The 20,339-nt window shown below is 67.4% G+C and carries 17 protein-coding genes; 14 read left to right on the top strand and 3 right to left on the bottom strand.

The features are described 5' to 3' along the window. Positions 1–76 precede the first annotated feature (76 nt). Positions 77–2,017, top strand: coding sequence for a M1 family metallopeptidase (locus tag POS15_RS20325; protein ID WP_019186050.1), 1,941 nt, complete (start codon positions 77–79; stop codon positions 2,015–2,017). Between the two features lie 315 nt (positions 2,018–2,332). Here POS15_RS20325 and POS15_RS20330 read toward each other — a convergent pair whose 3' ends face one another. Continuing rightward, positions 2,333–2,953 carry a TetR/AcrR family transcriptional regulator gene (locus tag POS15_RS20330; RefSeq protein ID WP_284128756.1) on the bottom strand — a complete coding sequence of 207 codons (621 nt, stop codon included), beginning with the start codon at positions 2,951–2,953 and terminating at the stop codon, positions 2,333–2,335. Positions 2,954–3,084: 131 nt separating this feature from the next. On the opposite strand from POS15_RS20330, the gene POS15_RS20335 reads away from it, so the two are divergent. The 3 genes from POS15_RS20335 (at position 3,085) to POS15_RS20345 (ending at position 5,565) form a co-directional block, all read left to right on the top strand. Beyond that, a complete protein-coding gene (locus POS15_RS20335) occupies positions 3,085–4,131 on the top strand; it encodes an MBL fold metallo-hydrolase (protein ID WP_284128757.1) in 1,047 nt (348 codons plus the stop codon). Between the two features lie 94 nt (positions 4,132–4,225). Further along, positions 4,226–4,957 (top strand): hypothetical protein, encoded by a 732-nt coding sequence (locus POS15_RS20340; RefSeq protein WP_284128758.1) that lies wholly within the window; start codon positions 4,226–4,228, stop codon positions 4,955–4,957. A 35-nt stretch (positions 4,958–4,992) separates the two neighbouring features. Then, positions 4,993–5,565: an HAD family hydrolase gene (locus POS15_RS20345; protein WP_284129673.1), complete on the top strand. Its 573-nt coding sequence runs from the start codon at positions 4,993–4,995 to the stop codon at positions 5,563–5,565. An 82-nt stretch (positions 5,566–5,647) separates the two neighbouring features. Here POS15_RS20345 and POS15_RS20350 read toward each other — a convergent pair whose 3' ends face one another. Continuing rightward, complete coding sequence (locus POS15_RS20350) at positions 5,648–6,586, bottom strand: carbohydrate kinase family protein (RefSeq protein ID WP_019186045.1); 939 nt, start codon at positions 6,584–6,586, stop codon at positions 5,648–5,650. A 275-nt stretch (positions 6,587–6,861) separates the two neighbouring features. Here POS15_RS20350 and POS15_RS20355 point away from each other — a divergent pair, with 275 nt between their 5' ends. From POS15_RS20355 to POS15_RS20395, 9 genes are all read left to right on the top strand, one after another. Next, positions 6,862–7,908, top strand: coding sequence for a rod shape-determining protein (locus POS15_RS20355; protein ID WP_019186044.1), 1,047 nt, complete (start codon positions 6,862–6,864; stop codon positions 7,906–7,908). 153 nt (positions 7,909–8,061) lie between these two features. After that, on the top strand, positions 8,062–9,189 hold the full coding sequence (mreC, locus tag POS15_RS20360) for a rod shape-determining protein MreC (RefSeq protein ID WP_261997312.1): 1,128 nt from the start codon (positions 8,062–8,064) through the stop codon (positions 9,187–9,189). Then, positions 9,186–9,671 (top strand): rod shape-determining protein MreD, encoded by a 486-nt coding sequence (gene mreD, locus POS15_RS20365; protein ID WP_019186042.1) that lies wholly within the window; start codon positions 9,186–9,188, stop codon positions 9,669–9,671. Before mreC ends, mreD begins: the two co-directional genes overlap by 4 nt. 1 nt (position 9,672) lies before the next feature. Further along, positions 9,673–11,727 (top strand): penicillin-binding protein 2, encoded by a 2,055-nt coding sequence (gene mrdA / locus POS15_RS20370; protein WP_284128759.1) that lies wholly within the window; start codon positions 9,673–9,675, stop codon positions 11,725–11,727. After that, on the top strand, positions 11,724–12,836 hold the full coding sequence (gene rodA / locus POS15_RS20375; RefSeq protein ID WP_019186040.1) for a rod shape-determining protein RodA: 1,113 nt from the start codon (positions 11,724–11,726) through the stop codon (positions 12,834–12,836). Before mrdA ends, rodA (POS15_RS20375) begins: the two co-directional genes overlap by 4 nt. A gap of 166 nt (positions 12,837–13,002) precedes the next feature. Further along, positions 13,003–14,103: a rod shape-determining protein RodA gene (gene rodA / locus POS15_RS20380; RefSeq protein ID WP_070425955.1), complete on the top strand. Its 1,101-nt coding sequence runs from the start codon at positions 13,003–13,005 to the stop codon at positions 14,101–14,103. Positions 14,104–14,700: 597 nt separating this feature from the next. Beyond that, the gene (gene mltB, locus POS15_RS20385; protein WP_261997309.1) at positions 14,701–15,846 is read left to right on the top strand and encodes a lytic murein transglycosylase B; all 1,146 of its coding nucleotides are present in this window, start codon (positions 14,701–14,703) and stop codon (positions 15,844–15,846) included. Beyond that, positions 15,843–17,159 carry a septal ring lytic transglycosylase RlpA family protein gene (locus POS15_RS20390; protein ID WP_019186037.1) on the top strand — a complete coding sequence of 439 codons (1,317 nt, stop codon included), beginning with the start codon at positions 15,843–15,845 and terminating at the stop codon, positions 17,157–17,159. Before mltB ends, POS15_RS20390 begins: the two co-directional genes overlap by 4 nt. A 106-nt stretch (positions 17,160–17,265) precedes the next feature. Continuing rightward, positions 17,266–18,483, top strand: coding sequence for a D-alanyl-D-alanine carboxypeptidase family protein (locus POS15_RS20395; RefSeq protein WP_070471949.1), 1,218 nt, complete (start codon positions 17,266–17,268; stop codon positions 18,481–18,483). A 207-nt stretch (positions 18,484–18,690) separates the two neighbouring features. Here the strand turns inward: POS15_RS20395 and POS15_RS20400 are convergent, their stop codons facing one another. Next, a complete protein-coding gene (locus POS15_RS20400; protein WP_284128760.1) occupies positions 18,691–19,755 on the bottom strand; it encodes a lipid A deacylase LpxR family protein in 1,065 nt (354 codons plus the stop codon). Positions 19,756–19,948: 193 nt separating this feature from the next. Here POS15_RS20400 and POS15_RS20405 point away from each other — a divergent pair, with 193 nt between their 5' ends. Beyond that, positions 19,949–20,227, top strand: coding sequence for a DUF493 family protein (locus POS15_RS20405; RefSeq protein WP_019186034.1), 279 nt, complete (start codon positions 19,949–19,951; stop codon positions 20,225–20,227). Positions 20,228–20,339 lie beyond the last annotated feature (112 nt).

Here is a 20,339-nt window from a genome sequence, read left to right on the forward strand (position 1 = left end):
AACGGCCACGCATGGCCTGCGCGGGCGCCGGAGACAGGGGGTAAACTGGTCGTTTCACCCTGATCGGTCCCGATTCATGCGATCTCCGTTCCTGTTGATTCCCCTGGCCGTCGCCCTGGCGTCCGGCTGCTCCAAAGAACCGGCGGCTCCGACCGTCGATCCCACTGCCAACGCCCCGGCGAGCACTGCCATGAAAGCCGACAGCCGCAGCCACGATGAAAGCTCCTACGCCGAGCCGGACAAGGTCGTCGTCAAGGACATCGCGCTGGACCTGAAGCTGGACTTCGACAGCAAGCAGATCGGCGGCACCGCGACCTACACGCTGGAGTGGAAGGACAAGGCGGCCAAGCAGCTGGTGCTGGACACCCGCGAGCTGACCGTGGAGAAGGTCGAGGCGATCGCCGCCGACGGCAAGACCGCGCCGCTGCCGTTCGTGCTGGCGCCAGCCGACAAGGTGTTCGGCAGCAAGCTGAGCATCGAGACGCCGGACCAGCCGGCCAAGGTCGTGATCACGTATCACACCGCGCCGACCGCCTCGGGCCTGCAGTGGCTGGAGCCGTCGATGACCGAGGGCAAGAAGCTGCCCTTCATGTTCAGCCAGTCGCAGGCGATCCACGCCCGTTCCTGGGTGCCGCTGCAGGACACCCCGAGCGTGCGCTTCACCTACAGCGCGCACGTGGCCTCGCGTCCGGACGTGATGGTGCTGATGAGCGCCGACAACGATCCCAAGGCTGCGCGTGACGGTGATTACACCTTCAAGATGCCGCAGCCGATCCCGTCCTACCTGCTGGCCATCGCCGCCGGCGACCTGGTGTTCGAGCCGATCTCCGGCCGCTCCGGCGTGTGGGCCGAGCCGACCATGGTCGGCAAGGCCGCCAAGGAGTTCGAAGACACCGAGAAGATGATCGGCGCCGCCGAGAAGCTTTACGGCGAGTACCGCTGGGGCCGCTACGACATGCTGGTGCTGCCGCCGTCGTTCCCGTTCGGTGGCATGGAAAACCCGCGCCTGACCTTCGCCACCCCGACCGTGATCGTCGGCGACAAGTCGCTGGTTTCGCTGGTCGCCCATGAACTGGCACACAGCTGGTCGGGCAACCTGGTGACCAACGCCAGCTGGAAGGACATCTGGCTCAACGAAGGCTTCACCACCTACGTGCAGGGCCGCATCACCGAGGCGCTGTATGGCCAGGAGATGGCCGAGATGGAGCGCGAGATCGATCAGAACGATCTGCTCGCCGAAGTGAAGGACATGAGCCCGGCCGACCAGGCCCTGGCGCTGCCGCCGCTGAGCGAGCGTGACCCGGACGAGGCGTTGAGCCAGGTCGCCTACGTCAAGGGTGCGTGGTTCCTGCAGTTCCTGGAACAGCGCTTCGGCCGCGAGACCTTCGACCCTTTCCTGCGTGGCTGGTTCGATGACCACGCCTTCCAGAGCGCGAACACCGACCAGTTCATCGAGTACCTGAAGAAGAACCTGCTGTCCAAGAAGCCCGGCGCCGTCACCGATGCCGAGCTGAAGGCGTGGCTGGACGAGCCGGGCATTCCGTCGTTCGCGACCAAGGCCCGCTCGCGCAACTTCTCCATCGTCGATACCGCCCGCATCGCCTGGCAGGGCAGCAACACGCTGCCGAACGCGCAGATCACCGGCGAGTGGGGCACCCAGGAATGGGTGCATTTCATCGACGGCCTGGGCAAGACCCTGCCGGTCGAGAAGCTCGCCGCGCTGGACAAGGCGTACCACTTCACCGGTACCGCCAACGGTGAAATCGCGATGCGCTGGTATCCGCTGACGATCCGCAGTGGCTACAGCGAAGCCAACGAAGCCGCCGGTGCGTTCATCGAGCGCGTCGGTCGCCGCAAGCTGATCATGCCGATCTACGCCGAACTGGTGAAGACGCCGGAAGGCCTGGCCTTCGCCAAGGCGGCCTTCGCCAAGGCCAAGCCGGGCTACCACCCGATCACCACCGGTTCGGTCCAGGACATGCTGGACAAGGCCGAGGCGGGCGCGGCCAAGCCGTAATCGCCACACGTATCGGTTGAACGAAAAACGGCGGGGAAACCCGCCGTTTTTTCATGCCTGCCTGCGTACCGCGAGCCGAGCCCCGCAGCGGCCGGCAGGCCCCTCGGCAAATGTCCCCCGTCCGCCGCCGGACGGCGACGGCCTCCTCCTTGATTTTGCCCAGTGGCCTACCGGCCGCTGCGGGGCTCGGCTCGCGGTACACAGTCAGAACGCCGCGCCTTTGTGTGAGAGGCCCTGTTCTTGATCGCGGCCCAGCGTACGACCAACCAACGGCCAAGGCTGTGAGAAGTCCGTCTGCCTGCCTGAAAGCCAGTGTCAAACGGCGCGCACCGCCAGGAACATGTCCACGCAGTCGTGCATGACCTGCTGCTGCTGCGCCGGTGTCAGCGGTGGCTGGCCGAAGGTGATCTGCGGCCAGAAGGCAAAGGCCTTGAGCATCGCCTGCAACTGGTGCGCGGCCTCGGCTGGTGGCATCTCCTCGCGCAGCCGGCCATCGGCCTGCGCGGCGCGGATCCAGCCGGTCAGGCCTTCTTCCTTCTCGGCCAGCTTGTCCATCATCGCGCGCGCCCGTTCGGGCGTGTGCACCAGTTCGGCCATCGCCACCCGGGACAGATCGATGAAGCCGGGGTCGTCGAGCAGGCGCATCTTCCGGGCCGCGAAGACCAGCAACTGATCGCGCAGCGGCCGTGCCGGATCGTAGGGCACGACATCCAGCGCCTGGCTGGCCTCGAACAGCTGCCACAGGATCGCGGTGAACAGCTCGTCCTTGCTGGCGAAGTGGTTGTAGACGGTGCGCTTGGAGACCTCGGCCGTGGCCGCGATGCGGTCCATGCTGGTGCCGGCGAAACCGAACGCGCGGAACTCGGCCACCGCCGCCTCGAGGATGGCCGCACGCTTGCGGTCGGTCAGGCGGGTGGGGCGCTCGGAAGTACTCATGGACCTATTTTACACCGTTCAGTTTACTTTTCGGAAAAGACAAGTAAACTCGCCGGTGTACTTTCCTGGGCACGCCCCGCATGAAACGTCGCCTGCCTCGCATCCTCCTCCTTCTGACGGTGTTGATCGCCATGTCCATTGGCCTGTTGACCTGCGGTGCCCGCCCGGCGGCCGCCTATGACCAGTCGCCCCAGTTCGGCGACGGGCGCTTCCACAACCCCACCGGCAAGACCGATCTCGGCTTCTTCCGCACGGTCGCGGTGATGTGGCGCTTCCTGTTCAACAAGCCGGCCGACGCCAGCCCGCTGGCGCCCATCCCGGTGCAGGCCCTGACCCGCCACGCCCTGCTCGATGCGCCCGATGACAGCCTGTGGCGGCTGGGGCATTCGACCCTGCTGATGAAGCTGGACGGGCACTTCTGGCTGACCGACCCGGTATTTTCCGAGCGTGCCTCGCCGATGTCGTTCATGGGGCCCAAGCGCTTCCATGCGCCGCCGCTCACGATTGACGAACTGCCGCCGATTACCGGCGTGATCATCTCGCATGACCATTACGACCATCTCGACCACGACGCGATCCAGGCGCTCGCACCCAAGGTGCAGCACTTCGTCACCGCGCTGGGCGTGGGCGATCGCCTGATCGCATGGGGCGTGCCGGCGGCGAAGGTCGTGCAGCTGGACTGGTGGCAGGACACCCGCGTGGAAGGCCTGAAGATCGTCGCGACGCCGGCCCAGCACTTCTCCGGGCGCACCCTGGCCGACGGCAACCGCACGCTGTGGGCCTCGTGGGTGATCGATACCGGACGTACCCGGATCTTCTTCAGCGGTGACACCGGCTACTTCGACGGCTTCGCCCGCATCGGCGAACGCTACGGCCCGTTCGACCTGACCATGATTGAAACCGGTGCCTACGGCGCGGATTGGCCGGACGTGCACATGCAGCCCGAGCAGAGCCTGCAGGCGCATCTGGATGTACGCGGCAAGGTGCTGATGCCGATCCACAACGGCACCTTCGACCTCGCGCTGCACCCGTGGACCGAACCCTTCGAGCGCATCACCGCGCTGGCGCAGGCGCAGGGCGTGCCGTTGACCGCGCCACACATGGGAGAACGCCTGGATATCCGTGCACCGGCACCGTCCACCCATTGGTGGCGCGAAGGACAGCCGACCGCAAAGTAAGGCAGGCCGCCATCGCGGCGACGCCGGCATGCACCGCTTGGCGATAAAGTAGGCGCAGGCGCCTTGTGCGCCATCGACCAACACGGAGCACGCGATGAAACGACTGATCCTGGTAGCAGCCTGCGCCTTCGCGCTGGCCGCCTGCAGCAACCCCGAAGCCGAACGCCAGGCGCAGCAGGCCGCCGCGGCCGCCGCCAAGGCGCAGCAGGAAGAAAAGGCCGAAGGCGTGGCCAAGCAGTACGACATGGCCGTCGCCGCGCAGGATTGGGAGCGTGCCCGTATCCACGGTGGCTCGCTGCTGGACCAGTACAAGGACACCGATGTCGCCGCGCGGATCGAACCGGGCTACGCCGAGGTCAAGGCCAAGGCCGAGGCCGCGCGCGAAACGCGCCGGCTGCAGGCCCTGTGGCAGTACAACCAGATCCCGATCGGCACCAAGGGCATCCAGTCCTCTGCACAGATCTACAGCAAGGAACGCGTGGACGTGGATGGCAGCGGCGCCAAGCCGGTGCAGCTGGTGTTCCGCGATCATCCCGAGTGGAAGCGGCATGCCTACCTGGTGCTGCAGGCCGGCGATTTCCGCTGCCCGAAATGCCAGGTCAAGGTGACCGTCGATGACGGCAAGCCGGTCTCGATGGCCGCCTGGCGGCCGGACACCGATGAGGCGATCGCGATGTTCATCACCGACCAGAAAGCGCTGTGGAACCTGGCGCGCAAGGCCAAGGTGATCAGCATCGAGTTCCCGGTCAAGGCCGGTGGCACGCGCACGGCCGTGTTCGAAACCGGTGGCGTGGATACGAGCAGGATGCCGCAGTGGTGGAAGTGAGCGGGCTTGCGGCGATCCGTCACTGGGTGTTCGACATGGACGGCACGCTGACCATCGCGGTGCATGATTTCCAGCGCATCAAACGCGAGCTCGCGATACCGCCGGATGACGACATCCTGACCCACCTCGCCGCGTTGCCGCCGCAGGAGGCTGCGGCCAAGCATGCCTGGCTGCTCGCACACGAACGCGCACTGGCCGGGGAGGCGCAGGCCGCCCCCGGCGCCGTCGCGCTGGTCCGCGCGCTGCATGCTGCGGGCTGCCGGCTGGGCATCCTGACCCGCAACGCGCGCGAACTCGCCGACGTGACCCTGCAGGCGATCGGTATCGGCGACGTCTTTGCCCGCGACGACATCATCGGCCGCGACGAAGCCGAGCCCAAGCCGTCGCCGGCGGGCCTGCGCGGTTTCGTTGCGCGTTGGCAGGTCGACCCCGCCCAGGTGGTGATGGTCGGCGACCATCGCTTCGACCTGGAATGTGGCCGCGCCGCAGGCACCCGAACGTTGCTGGTCAACATCCCGGACAACCCCTGGCCGGGCATGGCCTGCTGGCACCTGGCCGACTGCGGGCAGGTGCTGGCGGCGTGGGAAGGAAAGCGGGTTTCGGCCTGATCGCGCCGGACAAGTGCCTGCCGCATGATCGGCAGGCGGTGGACCTCTAGAGCAGCCAGGCATGGCCTGGCTCTACCCTTGATCAAACGTTCAACGCGTAGCCGAACTGCTGCTTGAACTGCTCATTGAACTCATCGAAGGTGAAGCGCTGGTTCTGGGTACCCGGATGCTCGACCTTCAGCGCGCCCATCAGGTTGCCCATGCGGCCGATGGTCAGCCAGTCATAGCCCTTCTCGATGCCGTAGATCAGCCCGGCCCGGAACGCATCGCCACAGCCGGTCGGGTCCACCACGCGGCGCTCGTGCGCCGGCGGGATGTCATAGGTCTTTTCCGGGGTGTGGATGACCGCGCCCTTCGGCCCGCGGGTGGTGATGTAGGCCTTGACCCGGCTCACGATCTCCTTTTCATCCCAGCCGGTGCGCTCCTGCAGCAGGTTGGACTCGTAGTCGTTGACCACGACATAGTCGGCCTGCTCGATGAAGGTGCGCAGCTCCGGGCCGTTGAACAGCGGCATGGCCTGGCCCGGGTCGAAGATGAACGGCACGCCGCCGTCGAAGAACTCCTGCGAATTCTGGATCATGCCCTCGCGCCCGTCCGGGCCGACCAGGCCCAGGGTCACGCCCGGCACATCCTTCACGTGGTTCTCGTAGGAGCGCATCATCGCGCCCGGGTGGAAGGCGGTGATCTGGTTGTTGTCGTGGTCGGTGGTGATGAACGCCTGCGGGGTGAACAGCTCATCGATCACCTTGACCCGGCTCAGGTCGATGCCCAGGCCCTGGAAGTACTCCCGGTACGGGCCGAAGTCCGAGCCCACGGTGCCCATCGGGATCGGTTCGCCGCCCAGCAGGTACAGGTTGTAGGCGATGTTGCCGGCGCACCCGCCGAATTCACGACGCATGCGCGGCACCAGGAACGACACATTCAGGATGTGCACCTTGTCCGGCAGGATGTGATTCTTGAACTGGTCCGGAAACACCATGATGGTGTCGAAGGCAAGAGAACCACAGATCAAAGCGGACATCGAGTAAGGCCTATGCGGAAGGGGGTTTGAGGCCCGTCGGGCGGGCAACGAAACGGCGCCCTGCGGCGCCCTGCGGCGCAAAGGTTAACGGGTGAGGCGGCTTTGGGCCAGAACCCGGGCTGTCCGGATTGGCCTGAATGGCCGTGAAGGCTGGCTTTCGGCCAGATTTGTCCTTGCTCGCGCACAGGGGGATTGCTAGGCTTGTCGGCCTCGAATTCTGCCCATTTTTTCGCCATCCCGCGTTGGGCGCGACACCCCTCAGGATCAACTCCCAGATGTTCAAGAAACTGCGTGGCATGTTCTCCAATGACCTGTCCATCGACCTGGGCACGGCCAACACCCTCATCTACGTGCGTGGGCAGGGGATCGTGCTGAACGAGCCGTCGGTCGTGGCCGTGCGCCAGGACCGGGCCATCGGTGGTACCCGTTCCGTGGCTGCCGTAGGCGCCGAAGCCAAGCAGATGCTGGGCCGTACCCCGGGCCATATCACCACCATCCGCCCGATGAAGGACGGCGTCATCGCCGACTTCACCTACACCGAGGCGATGCTCAAGCACTTCATCAAGAAGGTCCACAAGTCGCGCTTCCTGCGCCCGAGCCCGCGCGTGCTGGTCTGCGTGCCGGCCGGCTCGACCCAGGTCGAGCGCCGCGCCATCAAGGAATCGGCCGAGGAGGCCGGTGCGCGTGATGTGTTCCTGATCGAAGAGCCCATGGCTGCCGCGATCGGCGCCGGCATGCCGGTCACCGAGGCGCGTGGCTCGATGGTCATCGACATCGGCGGCGGCACCACCGAAGTGGCGGTCATCTCGCTCAACGGCATCGTCTACTCGGCCTCCGTGCGCATCGGTGGCGACCGCTTCGACGAGTCGATCACCAACTACGTGCGCCGCAACCACGGCATGCTGATCGGTGAAGCCACCGCCGAACGGATCAAGGTCGAGCTGGGCTGCGCCTACCCGCAGGCGGAAGTGATCGAGATGGAAATCTCCGGCCGCAACCTCGCCGAGGGCGTGCCGAAGATGATCAAGATCAACTCCAACGAGGTGCTGGAAGCCCTGCACGAGCCGCTGTCGGGCATCGTCAGCGCGGTCAAGCTGGCGCTGGAGCAGACCCCGCCGGAACTGTGTGCCGACGTCGCCGAGCGCGGCATCGTGCTGACCGGTGGTGGCGCCCTGCTGCGCGACATGGACCGCCTGATCTCCGAAGAGACCGGCCTGCACGTGCAGGTGGCCGATGACCCGCTCACCTGCGTGGCCCGCGGTGGCGGTCGTGCGCTGGAGCTGGTGGACATGCACGGCAACGAGTTCTTTGCGCCGGAGTAAGCCGTACCGGCCGTGTATCGTGGACGCGCCTCTGCGGCGTGATGCCGGTGAGCCCCGCTCACCGGGCATCGCCTCGCCGGGGCGTTCTCGCATGCTGTTCCCGCTGCGCTGTGCTGCAACGCGCTTCACCCACACTTTTCCCAGTCGACGCCTGTGCCGCCTTACGCCGGTCCTCCCGTAGCCTCCCGCCAGGGCGATGCCGCCAGTCCGCTGCGCCTGCTCGCTTACCTGGCCCTGGCCATCACCCTGATCGTGCTCGATGACCAGGCCGGCTGGCTGTCGCGCCTGCGCGCGCAGGCCAACGTGCTGGTGCAGCCGGTGTGGGCGCTGGCCGGCCTGCCGGGCCGGCTCGGTACCCAGGTCAAGGACAATGCGGCCAGCCACGGCCAGCTGGTCAGCGAGAACCGCGAGCTGCGCAACCAGCTGCTCATCGCCAATGCGCGCCTGACCCGGCTGCAGACCGCCGCGCTGGACAACGCCCAGCTGCGCGAACTGCTCAACGTGGCCGAGCGCAGTGGCCTGGATGTGCAGCTCGCGCCGATCCTGGATATCGACCTGGACCCGGTGCGCCAGCGCCTGGTGTTGGCGGCCGGCACCCGCGATGGCGTGCATGTCGGCCAGGCGGTGATCGACGCCGGCGGCCTGATGGGCCAGGTGATCGCCACCACCGGCAACAGCGCGACCGTGCTGCTGCTCACCGACCCCGACCATGCCGTGCCGGTGACCGTTGCCCGCAACGGCGTGCGGCTGATCGTCTACGGCCGCGGCGACAAGCTGGAACTGCGTGACATCCCGCTCAGTGCCGGGGTGGAAGTCGGCGATGAGATCGTCACCTCCGGACTGGGCGGTCGTTTCCCGGCCGGCTTCCCGGTCGGCAGCATCACCGCCCTGCGTCCGGATGACACCCATGCCTTCCTGGTCGGCGAACTGAAGCCGGCCGCCCAGCTGGACCGTGGCCGCGACGTGCTGCTGCTGCGCCCGGGTGAAGCAATCCACCTGCCGCCGAACCTGCGCCGTGATGCCAGCGAAGCCGGTGGACCGGCCGCTGCGCCGCTGCAGGAGGGCACGCCGGCCGGCACCGCCGCGCCGGCCAGTACCACCCCGGCGGGGTCATCCCCGGCCACGACGGCACCTGCGGCGGCGCCCGCCAATGCACCACAGGCCAACCGGCCCGGTCCGGCCGCACCGGTACCGGTGACCGTTCCGCGCCGTGCCGCAGCCGAATCCACGGTAGTGCCGAGCCATGCTCGGCAGGCCGAACCCGTGGAGAACCGGCCATGAGCCGCCTGCGCGACAAACCCTGGGTGCTGCCGGTCAGTCTGGTGGTAGCGCTGCTGCTCGGCCTGCTGCCGTTGCCGGCCCTGCTGCAGCCGCTGCGGCCGTACTGGCTGGCGCTGGTGCTGGCCTACTGGGTGATTGAAACGCCGGACCGGGTCGGGCTGGGCATCGCCTTCGCCAGCGGCGTGATCGCCGATCTGCTGTACGGCGGCGTGCTGGGCGAGCAGGCGCTGCGGCTGGTGATCCTGACCTTCATCCTGCAGCGCTTCCGCGCGCGGATCCGCTTCTTCCCGATGTCCCAGCAGATCCTGGCGATCGGCGGGCTGCTGTTCAACGACCGCATCGTCAGCGCGGTGGTGCACATCGTGGTGGGCGAGCCGACCCTGCCGTGGTCGTACTGGTGGGCGCCGCTGCTGGGCATGGCGCTGTGGCCGCTGGTGTTCGTGCTGCTGGACGCGCTGCGCTTCGGGCGACGCGGGCGCTGACATGTACATGCGCCGCCAGGCCAAGAATCCGCATGCCGAGGCAGAACAGTTCCGGCGCCGCGCCGCGCTGGGCTTCCTCGGCGTACTGGTGTGCCTGATCGGGCTGGGCGGCTGGTACTTCAAGCTGCAGGTGATGGACCACGACATCTACGCCACGCGCTCGGAGGCCAACCGGATCAAGCCGCGGCCGGTGGTGCCCGGGCGCGGGATGATCTACGACCGCAACGGTCGGCTGCTGGCCGAGAACGTGCCGGCGTTCCGCCTGGACATCACCCCGGACAAGGTCAAGGACATGGACGCCACCCTGGCCGGCCTGTCCAGGATCCTCGCGCTCAGCCCGGAAGACATCGAGACCTTCAACAAGTCGCGCAAGGCGCGCCGTAGTTTCCTGCCGGTCACGCTCAAGCTGCGTGTCACCGATGAGGAGATGGCGCGCTTCGCGGTGGACCGCTGGCGCTTCCCCGGCGTGGAGCTGGAGCCGTACCTGACCCGTCGCTATCCGTATGGCGATCTGTTCGCGCACATCATTGGCTACGTCGGCCGGGTGGATGACAAAGACCTGGAGATGCTGGGCGAGGGCAATGCCGCACTGACCCACATCGGCAAGTCCGGGCTGGAGCGCTATTACGAGCAGCAGCTGCGCGGCAAGGTCGGTTACGAGCAGGTCGAGACCAATGTGCAGGGCCGCGCGATCCGCACCATCGGCCGGGTCGCGGCGCAGTCCGGCAGCGATCTGCGGCTGTCCATCGACGCCGATCTGCAGCGCGCGATGGTCGCCGCCTTCGGCGAGTTCGAAGGCGCAGCGGTGGCGATGGACCCGCGCACCGGCGAGGTGCTGGCGATGGTCAGCCTGCCCTCGTACGACCCCAACCTGTTCGTCAATGGCATCTCGCACGCCGATTTCAAGGCGCTCAACGACAACCCGTCGCGGCCGCAGTTCAACCGCCTGGTGCTGGGCGGCGTCGCGCCGGGCTCCACGATCAAACCGTTGATCGGCCTGGCCGGGCTGGACAGTGGCGTGCGCCGGCCGGAGGACAAGATCCTCTCCACCGGCATGTTCTATCTGCCGGGCACCTCGCGCGGCTGGGGCGATGCCAACCGTGGCGGCCATGGCTGGACCGATCTGCGCAAGTCGATCACCCAGTCGGTCAACACGTACTACTACAAGCTCGCGCTGGATCTGGGCATCGAACGCTTCGACCACTACATGGGCTATTACGGGTTCGGTGCGCCGACCGGCATCGACCTGACCGGCGAGATCGGCGGCATCCTGCCTTCGCCGGCGGCCAAGTACAAATCGAGAAAAGAACGCTGGTATCCCGGCGACACGGTCAACGTCAGCATCGGCCAGGGCGACTGGAAGGTCACTCCGCTGCAGCTGGTGCATGGCGTGGCCGGGATCGCTGATGGCCAGCTGCGCCAGCCGCACCTGGTGATGCAGCAGCGGGCCGGCTTCGACGCGGACTGGACCGCAACGCCGCCGGGCGAAAGCAAGCCGATCAGCCCCACGCCGAGCAATCTGCAGGCGGTGCGCGAGGGCATGATGGGCACCATGCAGCCGGGCGGCAGTGGCGCGCGTGCGGCCGCAGGCGCGCCGTATGTGATGGCCGGCAAGACCGGTACCGCGCAGGTGATCAGCCGCCGTGGCACGGCCGCGGTCAACCCGCGCAGCCTGCCACTGCACCTGCGCCACCGCGCACTGTTCGTGGGCTTCGCGCCGGCCGACAACCCGGTCATAGCGGTGGCGATCGCGGTCGAGGGCGGTGGTTACGGCGGCTCGGCGGCGGCACCGATCGCACGCAAGATTTTCGATGCCTGGCTGCTCGGCAAGATGCCCGACGGCCTGGAACCGCTGGACAGCGAGCGCGGCACGACCGCGATCGGCATCACCGCCTTCGATGGTGGTGATGGCGCGGCCCGCGAGGCCGGCGATGCCGCCGTCGCTGCGCTGGAGCTGCTGCCGGTCGTGGTGGGCGTGCCTGCGCCTGCGCCGGAACCCGGCGCGCCCGTGCCCAGTGCCACCGCGCCCCCGACCGCACCGGAGCGGCCACGATGAAGGTCTTCCTGCGCTGGGCGGTCGATATGGCCGTCCGCTTCAGCAGCTCGCTGGACTGGGTGCTTTGCCTGGCATTGGGCGCGCTGATGCTGATCGGCCTGGCGGTGCTCAAGAGCGCCGGTGGCGACGGCCTGGTGTTCGCGCAGGGCGCGCGTTTCGCGGTCGGCCTGGCCGCGATGTGGGCGATTTCGCGGGTCTCGATCCTGCGCATCCGCTCGGCCACGCCCCTGATCTACGCGGTGTCGATGATTCCGCTGCTGGCCGTGTTCGTGCTGGGCACCGGCAAGTACGGCCGGCAGTGGCTGGATCTGAAGCTGTTCTACCTGCAGCCGGCCGAGCTGCTCAAGGTCAGCCTGCCGATGATGGTGGCCTGGTACCTGCATCGCATGCCGCTGCCGCCACGTTTCTCCACGGTGCTGACCAGTGCGGTGATCATCGGCGTGCCGACCGGACTGGTGATGCTTCAGCCGGATTTCGGCACCGGCGTGCTGATCGCCGCCAGTGGCGCGTTCGTGCTGCTGCTGGCCGGGCTGCCGTGGTGGTGGGTGGGCGTGGCGGTCGGCGGGGTCGCCGCGGCCGCGCCGGTGGCCTGGTTCTGGCTGCTGCGCCCGTACCAGAAGGACCGCATCATGATGTTCATGGACCCGGAGAGCGATGCGCTCGGTGCGGGCTGGAACATCATCCAGTCCAAGATCGCGATCGGCTCGGGCGGCTTCGATGGCAAGGGCTGGGGCCAGGGCTCGCAGTCGCACCTGAACTTCATTCCCGAACAGACCACCGACTTCGCCTTCTCCGTGCTCAGTGAAGAGTTCGGCTGGATCGGCGTGGCCATCGTGCTCGCCCTGTACCTGGTGGTGATCGGGCGCTGCCTGTGGATCGCCTCGCAGTCGCGCGATACCTATTCACGGCTGCTGGCCGGCGCGACCGGGCTGGCGTTCTTCGTCTACGTGCTGGTCAACGGCGGCATGATTTCCGGTTTGTTGCCGGTGGTGGGCGTGCCGATGCCCTTGATTAGTTACGGCGGCACCTCGGCGGTATCGCTGCTGGCCGGCTTCGGCCTGGTGATGGCCGTGCGTCGCCACAATCCGGTGCACGGCGGCTACGGCTGAGTGCGCGCGATGCGTACGCCGCGCACCGGCGGTACGTGTCGGCTAAGGATTGGGGTGCCCACGCGTGTTACGGTCCTGCGCTCGCGCCGGCCCGCATCGCGGGTCCGCTTTCTGTTCGCCGTGTCGCCTCCTGCTGTGCGTCGCGTCATCCACAGGAGTCGTCCGCATGGTCGAACTACTGCAGCGCGCACGCGCCGTGTTCCATTTCTTCTTCCGCACGCTGGACCTGCCGCTGCTGGGCGCCTTGTGCCTGCTGATGGTGGCCGGCCTGGCCGTGCTGCACAGCGTGGACGGGCCCGTGCATGCGCAGGCGATGCGCTACGGCGCCGGGCTTGCCGCCCTGTGGGGGCTGTCGCGGCTGCCGGTGGTGGAACTGCGCGCGTGGTCGCCGTGGATCTACACCCTGTCCCTGCTGCCGCTGCTGGCGGTGTATGTGGTGGGCACCGGCAAATACGGCCAGCGCTGGTTGAACCTGGGCGTGTTCTACCTGCAGCCCTCCGAGCTGCTCAAGCTGAGCCTGCCGATGATGATGGCCTGGTATCTGCACAAACAGCCGTTGCCGCCGCGGCCGCGTGCGGTGCTCACCGCCGCGGTGCTGATCGGTGGCCCCGCCGTGCTGATCCTGCTGCAGCCCAACCTCGGCACGGCCACGCTGGTGACCGCCAGCGGGGTGTTCGCGCTGCTGTTGGCGGGTCTGCGCTGGTGGTGGATGGCCGTGGCCCTGGGCGGGCTGTCGGTTGCTGCGCCGCTGGCCTGGTTCGGGCTGCTGCGCCAGTACCAGAAGGATCGCGTGCTGACCTTCCTGTACCCGGAGAACGATCCGCTGGGCACCGGCTGGAACATCATCCAGTCCAAGATCGCGATCGGCTCGGGCGGCATGCACGGCAAAGGCTGGGGGCAGGGGACCCAGGCCACGCTGGATTTCCTGCCCGAGTACACCACCGACTTCGCCTTCTCGGTGCTGGCCGAGGAGTTCGGCTGGGTCGGCGTGGCGGTGGTGCTCAGCCTGTTCCTGTTCGTCACCGCGCGCTGCCTGTGGATCGCCAGCCAATCGCGCTGTGGCTACTCGCGCCTGTTGGTGGGCACCACCGGCCTGGTGTTCTTCGTCTATGTGCTGGTCAACGGCGGCATGATCTCCGGCCTGCTGCCGGTGGTGGGCGTGCCGATGCCGCTGATCAGCTATGGCGGCACCTCGGCGGTCTCGCTGCTGGCCAGTTTCGGGCTGGTCATGGCCGCACGACAGCACCAGCCGGTGCACGCCACATGAGCGAGTTTGCGCAGCCGCTGCGCGGGCACCCATGGGGAAACGGTTTCAGGTGCACACGTTGTCAACGCGCGCGGGCAAAAGTGAGAAGTGGCGCACAGATATGAAGTGACTTGATCTCGATCAATGGACTTGTCGTAAACGGCCTGCACAATGGCGGCCCGCCAACAACGACGCGCTGAGCCAAGCATCGCGGAGGGGGAGTCTGGCGGGGAGTAGTTGACCTCACAGGCAGAGGGGCGAAGCGCGCGCTGGGGAGATGCGCGCCGCGCCGCTGCCGATCAGGTCCGGTTTGGCCGGTTGCGTCTGCGGGGATGGGGACGCAACCGGCGAACCTCTTGTGGCGTCCCTACCAACCTCCAAAAGTGAGACGTGCGTTGCGAGGCAGCCCTTGCTGGGCTGCCCCGGCCGTTTGGTGGCGGGCCGTGCCGCACACCGGTACCGCCGCGATCGTGGCGCCCCCTGCAGCAATACATGAATGGGCGCAGGTCATGCGCCTGTCTACACACGGCCTTAACGGCCGTGGAGAAACTCGGGCAATCCGTTGAGATTCATGGTCTTAGGGGTTTTAATTCATCCATGACCTGCTAACCTGCCGCGATGATTCGACGCTCCCTGGCCTGCATGCTCACGCTCGGTTTGGTCGCTTGTGCGACCCAGCCGCAGACTCCTTCACCGACGCCGCAGGCCTCGGGTGTTCCCGTCACGCCGGCCCCGGGCAGCAAGGGTCCGGCCGAAGCTGCCCCGGAGGCAGCCGGAGCCAACGCCGCCCCGGTGGATCTGACCCCGGTGCCCTTCGAGGTGGCCCGCGCCAACTTCGTGCGCGATACCGCCGCCCGTTACGGCATTCCGGCCGCGCAGATCGAGGCGACACTGGCCCAGGCGCAGATCCGTGATCCGATCATCGCCGCGATGTCGCGCCCGGCCGAGCGGGTCAAACCGTGGAACGAGTACCGGCCGATGTTCATCAGCCAGGCGCGGATCGAGGGCGGAAAGAAATTCCTCGCCCAGCACCGCGATGAGTTGATGCGCGTGCAGCAGCGCACCGGCGTCCCGGCAGAGGTGATCGTGGCGATCATCGGCGTGGAAACCAGCTACGGCGGCAATACCGGCAACTACCGCGTGCTCGATGCGCTGTACACACTGGCCTTCAAGTACCCGCGCAGCGGCGACCCGGCCAAGCTTGAACGTGAAGTGCGCCGCGAGCTGTTCTTCCGCGACGAGCTCTCGCGCCTGTTCGCGCTGACCCGCGATGAAAAGCTGGACATCACCGCGATCAAGGGCAGCTACGCCGGCGCGATGGGCATGGGCCAGTTCATGCCCTCCAGCTATCTGGACTATGCGGTGGACGGCAACGGCGATGGCCGCCGCGATCTGTTCAACAGCTACGACGACGTGTTCTCGTCGATCGCCAATTACTTCGTCAAGAAGGGCGGTTGGGTCCGTGGTGGCCCGGTGGCCGTGCCGGCCACACTGCAGGCCGGTCGCGAGGAATTCAATCCGACCGAATGGGCGCCGACCTGGACGCTGTCGCAGCTGGCCCAGCGGGGGTACCAGCCCAGCGTGCCGGTCGCCGCGGGCCTGACCGCCACCCCGATCACCCTGGAAGGCAGCACCGGCAAGCAGTACTGGCTGGGCTTCCAGAACTACTACGCCATTACCCGCTACAACCTCTCGAAAATGTATGCGATGGCCGTGTACCAGCTGTCCCAGGCCATTGCTGGACAGGAGTTGCCGCCGGCATGAACACGATCGCACGCTCCAGATGGCTGATCCCGGGTCTGTTGATACTGGCACTGGCCGCCTGCAGCAGTGCGCCGAAGAAACCCGGTGCCAGCAGCGCCGGCAGCAGCAAGCCGTCCGCCGCGGTGGTGCAGGGCAAGGGCGGGCGTCCGGCGCATTGCCCGGAAGGCTCTCCCTACAAGGCGGCTGCTGAAGATCCCAGCACGCGCGGCGATTACCGCGCCGGCGGTCTGTACAAGCCGGGCGTGAATGACAGCACCCCCACCTACATCCCGAACGTGGCCTGCATCCCCGAGCCGGAAGTGGTCGATCTGCCGCGCTCGCCGATTGGCAACAAATCGCCGTACGTCGTGCTGGGCAAGCAGTACCAGGTGATGGACAAGACCCGCGGCTACGCCGAGAAGGGCACTGCTTCCTACTATGGCGCCAAGTTCCACGGCCGCCTGACTTCCAACCGCGAGGTGTACGACATGTACGCCTTCACCGCCGCGCACAAGACACTGCCGCTGCCGAGCTTTGCCCGGGTGACCAACCTGGACAACGGCGAATCGGTGATCGTGCGCGTCAACGATCGCGGCCCGTTCCACGATGGGCGCGTAGTCGATCTCAGTTATGCGGCCGCCGTGCGCCTGGGCATCACCCAGCGCGGCACCGGCAACGTGGAGGTGCGTGCGCTGGCACCGGGGGATGACAACCTGATGGTCGACAAGCCCAGCCGCCGCGAGCGCCGCGAGGTCGCCGCCGCTGCGGCTGCCGCCGCCTCCGCGCCCGCCGCTGCCGTGCGCAGTGCCAGCGAGATGGATGCGCTGGTCGGCAAGCTGCCGGCCGCCACGGCGACCGCCGCCGCCAAACCGGCCGGCGAGAAGTACCGCTACCGCGTGGCCGATTCGGCCAAGCCGGGCAACGCCGACAACTTTGATCACTGGATGCGCGACAACGGTGTGCGCGTTGCCACCGGCAAGCCCGCCACCACCCAGGCTGCCAGCGTCAACAGTGCGCCGGTGGCGGTGGCCGCATTGCCCGCCGCCGCACCCGCGGCGCGTCCGGCACCGGCCCCCGGTGCAACGCTTTCCCAGCAGGTGCTCGGCAGCGTGCTGCTGCAGGTCGCCAGCTTCGCCAGCCGTGACAACGCCACCCGCGCGCTCGGCCAGCTGTCCTCGGCGGGCATCGCCGGGGCCAGCATCAGCGACATCGTCAGTGGCGGGCGCACCCTGTGGCGCCTGCGCGTGCCGGCCCCCGACCATGCCAGCGCCTCGGAACTTGCCGGCCGGATTGCCGGTCTGGGCTTCGGGGCGCCGCAGATCGTGAAGGACTGAGCCTTCCACTGCCCGCGGCACGCCAGCGCGTGCCGCCGCTCCTTGGGCCTACAATGCCCGTTATCCCTCATCCACCCCTTGGCGCCCTCCAGGAGCTTGCTGTCCGATGAAATTCCGCTTTGCCGCCGCTGCCATGGCCACGACCCTGTTCGTGGGCATGGTTTCCGCCCAGACCCCTGCGCCGACCCCGGCACCGGCGCCTGCTCCCGCCGCCGCCGCTCCGGCCACCGTGGCGACCCCGCCGGCCCCCAAGCCCAGCGTCTCCAAGGCCTGGATCCTGATGGATTACGCCACCGGGCAGGTCCTGGCCGGTGAAAACGTGCACGAACAACTGGCCCCGGCCAGCATCACCAAGGTGATGACGTCGTATGTCGTGGCCGCCGAGGTCAAGAACGGCAAGGTCCGCACCGACGACCAGGTGATGATGAGCGAGCGCGCCTGGCGCGAGGGCGGCGCCGGCACCGACGGCAGCTACAGCGGCTTCCCGGTCAACCAGACCGCACGCCTGGAAGACATGGAAAAGGGCATGGCGATCCAGTCCGGCAACGATGCCGCGATCGCCCTGGCCGAACACGTGGCCGGCAGCGAAGAGGCCTTCGCCTCGCTGATGAACAGCTACGCCGCCAAGATCGGCATGAAGGATTCCCACTTCGTCAACGCCCACGGCCTGAGCGCCCCGGGCCACCACACCACCGCGTACGACCTGGCCCTGCTGGGCCGCGCGATGGTGCGTGACTATCCGGAAACCTACGCCTACAACAAGGTGAAGGAATTCACCGTCGGCAACATCACCCAGCCCAACCGCAACCTGCTGCTGTGGCGCGACCAGAGCGTGGACGGCATCAAGACCGGCCATACCTCCGAAGCCGGCTACTGCCTGATGAGCTCGGCCCAGCGGGGTGACCAGCGCCTGGTCGCCGTGGTGCTCGGTGGCGGCTCGGAAAAGCAGCGCGCCGATGACAGCCTGGCGCTGCTCAACTGGGGCTTCCGCTTCTTCGAAACCCACCGCATGTACGAGCCGGGCAAGGTCGTGGCCGAGCACAAGGTGTGGAAGGGCAAGACCGACAAGCTGCAGCTGGGCGTGGCCCAGCCGATGCTGGTCAGCGTCCCGCGCGGCCGCTACAACGATCTCAAGCCGAGCATCGATGTGCCCAAGACCCTCGAAGCGCCGTTCACCGCCGGCCAGCAGGTTGGCACCCTGAAGGTGATGCTGGACAACCAGGTCGTCGCCCAGGCCCCGCTGGTGGCCGTGGCCGCCGTGGAAGAAGCCGGCTTCTTCAAGCGCCTGTGGGACAGCTTCTGGATGTGGTGGGAATCGGAGTAATCCGGTTCGACCGCACTGAAAAAAGACCGGCGAAAGCCGGTCTTTTTTTGGGGTGGGCGATGAGCCGACCAACGGTCGGCACCTACCAGGTGAACCGGTGCGGATCCGGGTAGTGCCGGCCGCTGGCCGGCTCCTGGCACACCGGGCTGGGGTCACGGGGTGCCGACCAACGGTCGGCAGCTACCCGCTTCACGATCAGTCGCTCGCTTACAGCGAGCGGCTGATCGTGAAGCTGCCGAACACCGGCGCCTCACGCTGCCCATCGAACTCGCGCGTGCTGTGGTAACGGGCCAGCGCGAACTTCCAGCGACCGCGCATCACCGCCAGCCCGTAACCGGCCGTCCCCACCACGTGGCGCTTGTCCACGCTGTGGCTGTTGCGGAAGGTATTGCCGTCCAGCGTGATATCGCGGATCACCCACGCCGCATCCGTGGTGGCGAACAGATGCCACGACCAGCCGCTCGGCTTGCCGCCGCGCGTCGGCGCAGTGTTCTCACCGGCCGGGCGCAGCGGCGTGCTGCCGAAATCGTCCGGCAACTTCCAACCAAAGCGCACCTCGCCACCGGCATTGAGGTGCGTGGCCAGATTGCCCACCGCGCCACCGTAGTGGCTGATCGCATCCCAGCCCCAGCCGCCCAGGTTCTCACTGGCGTCGGCCGGCCACCGCCGCATCCGCTCGTGCGTGAGCATGATCACCGGCTCGTTGTGCAGCTGGTTGTCCCAACCCTGGAACTTCTCATCGCCCAGCAGCTCGTGCACCGCGTTCTGGACTTCCTTGCCCTGGGCCCACGGCCCCACCACGCCCAACGCCAGCTGCGTGGTCTGCAACCGGTCGCCGCGACGCGCGTTGTAACCGAAGCTGCCGATCAGCACGCCCGCATACGGCCGGTCGTCCTCGATCAGGTCCTTCCGGGTGAAATCGGTGGGGGTGAAGATGCCCTGGGCCAGGCTGAAGATCATGTTCTGCTGTTCGTACTCGCCCGGATGCAGCCGCTCCAGGTGGCTGTTGACCCAGCGCGCCAGGCGCGGCAGGCACGGGTCATCGGTGTAATCGACCAGATTCGGCGAGACGAAGGTGATCTGGGCGCCGTTGGTATAGCCCTGGTCCTGGTCCTTGCCACCGAAGAGGTCGTTGTCGACGCGGAAATTGACCTGCGGCGGGTGCTCGCGCATCGCATCGGGCCCGCATTGAGTGGCGGCGTGGGCGGCAGGCGCGGCCAGGGCCAGGACGCCGGCGAGTGCGGCCGGCAGCGCAAAGGGCTTCAGAGACATGGGATACCAGACGGGGATTTATTCTTTCTTAAGCCGGCACAGCGTAATCAGAGCGTGATGTCGTGAACAGCACTGCGCACGCACTGCTGCGTATCAGTGGCGATACAGACGTTTTCACGGGCCGTTCGGCGCCGCTGTGCGCACGATCAAGCAGCGCTTGGGTTCGGGCGCAGGCATCCCCATAATCCCGGTCATGGAGATCAAGTCTGACAACCCCGACCACGGCTTCCAGTTTCCCGGCCAGTTCGAACTCAGCGCCATGGGCGCGGCCGGCAAGGACCTGGAACGCGAACTGCCGCGCCTGCTCGAGCTGGCCGGCGTGGATGTGCTGAGCGAGCGCATCAGCTGGAAACACTCGTCCAACGGCAAGTATGTGTCGGTGCGGCTGGTGTTCAAGGCGGATAACCGCGACCAGTACGACGCCGCCCACAACGCCCTGCGCGACCACCCGGAAGTGAAGTGGACGCTGTAACCAGCTGCGCCGCCGCTGCGGCCCCGGGTAACCGGGCGCCGCAACCGGCCATTGTGCGCGACCTCGGCCGCCAGCCCTATGCCCGGTCTGGCACGCGATGCAGCGCTTCACC

This window comes from Stenotrophomonas sp. BIO128-Bstrain (assembly GCF_030128875.1).
Taxonomy (GTDB): domain Bacteria; phylum Pseudomonadota; class Gammaproteobacteria; order Xanthomonadales; family Xanthomonadaceae; genus Stenotrophomonas; species Stenotrophomonas bentonitica_A.

Bases quoted from the DNA above. Each gene is read 5' to 3' on its own strand.
- POS15_RS20355 (WP_019186044.1), top strand. From the start codon at position 6,862: ATGTTCAAGAAACTGCGTGGCATGTTCTCCAATGACCTGTCCATCGAC.
- mreD (WP_019186042.1), top strand. From the start codon at position 9,186: ATGAGCCGCCTGCGCGACAAACCCTGGGTGCTGCCGGTCAGTCTGGTG.
- POS15_RS20405 (WP_019186034.1), top strand. From the start codon at position 19,949: ATGGAGATCAAGTCTGACAACCCCGACCACGGCTTCCAGTTTCCCGGC.
- POS15_RS20400 (WP_284128760.1), bottom strand. From the start codon at position 19,755: ATGTCTCTGAAGCCCTTTGCGCTGCCGGCCGCACTCGCCGGCGTCCTG.
- rodA (WP_070425955.1), top strand. From the start codon at position 13,003: ATGGTCGAACTACTGCAGCGCGCACGCGCCGTGTTCCATTTCTTCTTC.
- POS15_RS20395 (WP_070471949.1), top strand. From the start codon at position 17,266: ATGAAATTCCGCTTTGCCGCCGCTGCCATGGCCACGACCCTGTTCGTG.
- POS15_RS20325 (WP_019186050.1), top strand. From the start codon at position 77: ATGCGATCTCCGTTCCTGTTGATTCCCCTGGCCGTCGCCCTGGCGTCC.
- POS15_RS20340 (WP_284128758.1), top strand. From the start codon at position 4,226: ATGAAACGACTGATCCTGGTAGCAGCCTGCGCCTTCGCGCTGGCCGCC.
- rodA (WP_019186040.1), top strand. From the start codon at position 11,724: ATGAAGGTCTTCCTGCGCTGGGCGGTCGATATGGCCGTCCGCTTCAGC.
- POS15_RS20330 (WP_284128756.1), bottom strand. From the start codon at position 2,953: ATGAGTACTTCCGAGCGCCCCACCCGCCTGACCGACCGCAAGCGTGCG.
- POS15_RS20350 (WP_019186045.1), bottom strand. From the start codon at position 6,586: ATGTCCGCTTTGATCTGTGGTTCTCTTGCCTTCGACACCATCATGGTG.
- POS15_RS20345 (WP_284129673.1), top strand. From the start codon at position 4,993: ATGGACGGCACGCTGACCATCGCGGTGCATGATTTCCAGCGCATCAAA.
- mltB (WP_261997309.1), top strand. From the start codon at position 14,701: ATGATTCGACGCTCCCTGGCCTGCATGCTCACGCTCGGTTTGGTCGCT.
- mrdA (WP_284128759.1), top strand. From the start codon at position 9,673: ATGTACATGCGCCGCCAGGCCAAGAATCCGCATGCCGAGGCAGAACAG.
- POS15_RS20390 (WP_019186037.1), top strand. From the start codon at position 15,843: ATGAACACGATCGCACGCTCCAGATGGCTGATCCCGGGTCTGTTGATA.
- POS15_RS20335 (WP_284128757.1), top strand. From the start codon at position 3,085: ATGTCCATTGGCCTGTTGACCTGCGGTGCCCGCCCGGCGGCCGCCTAT.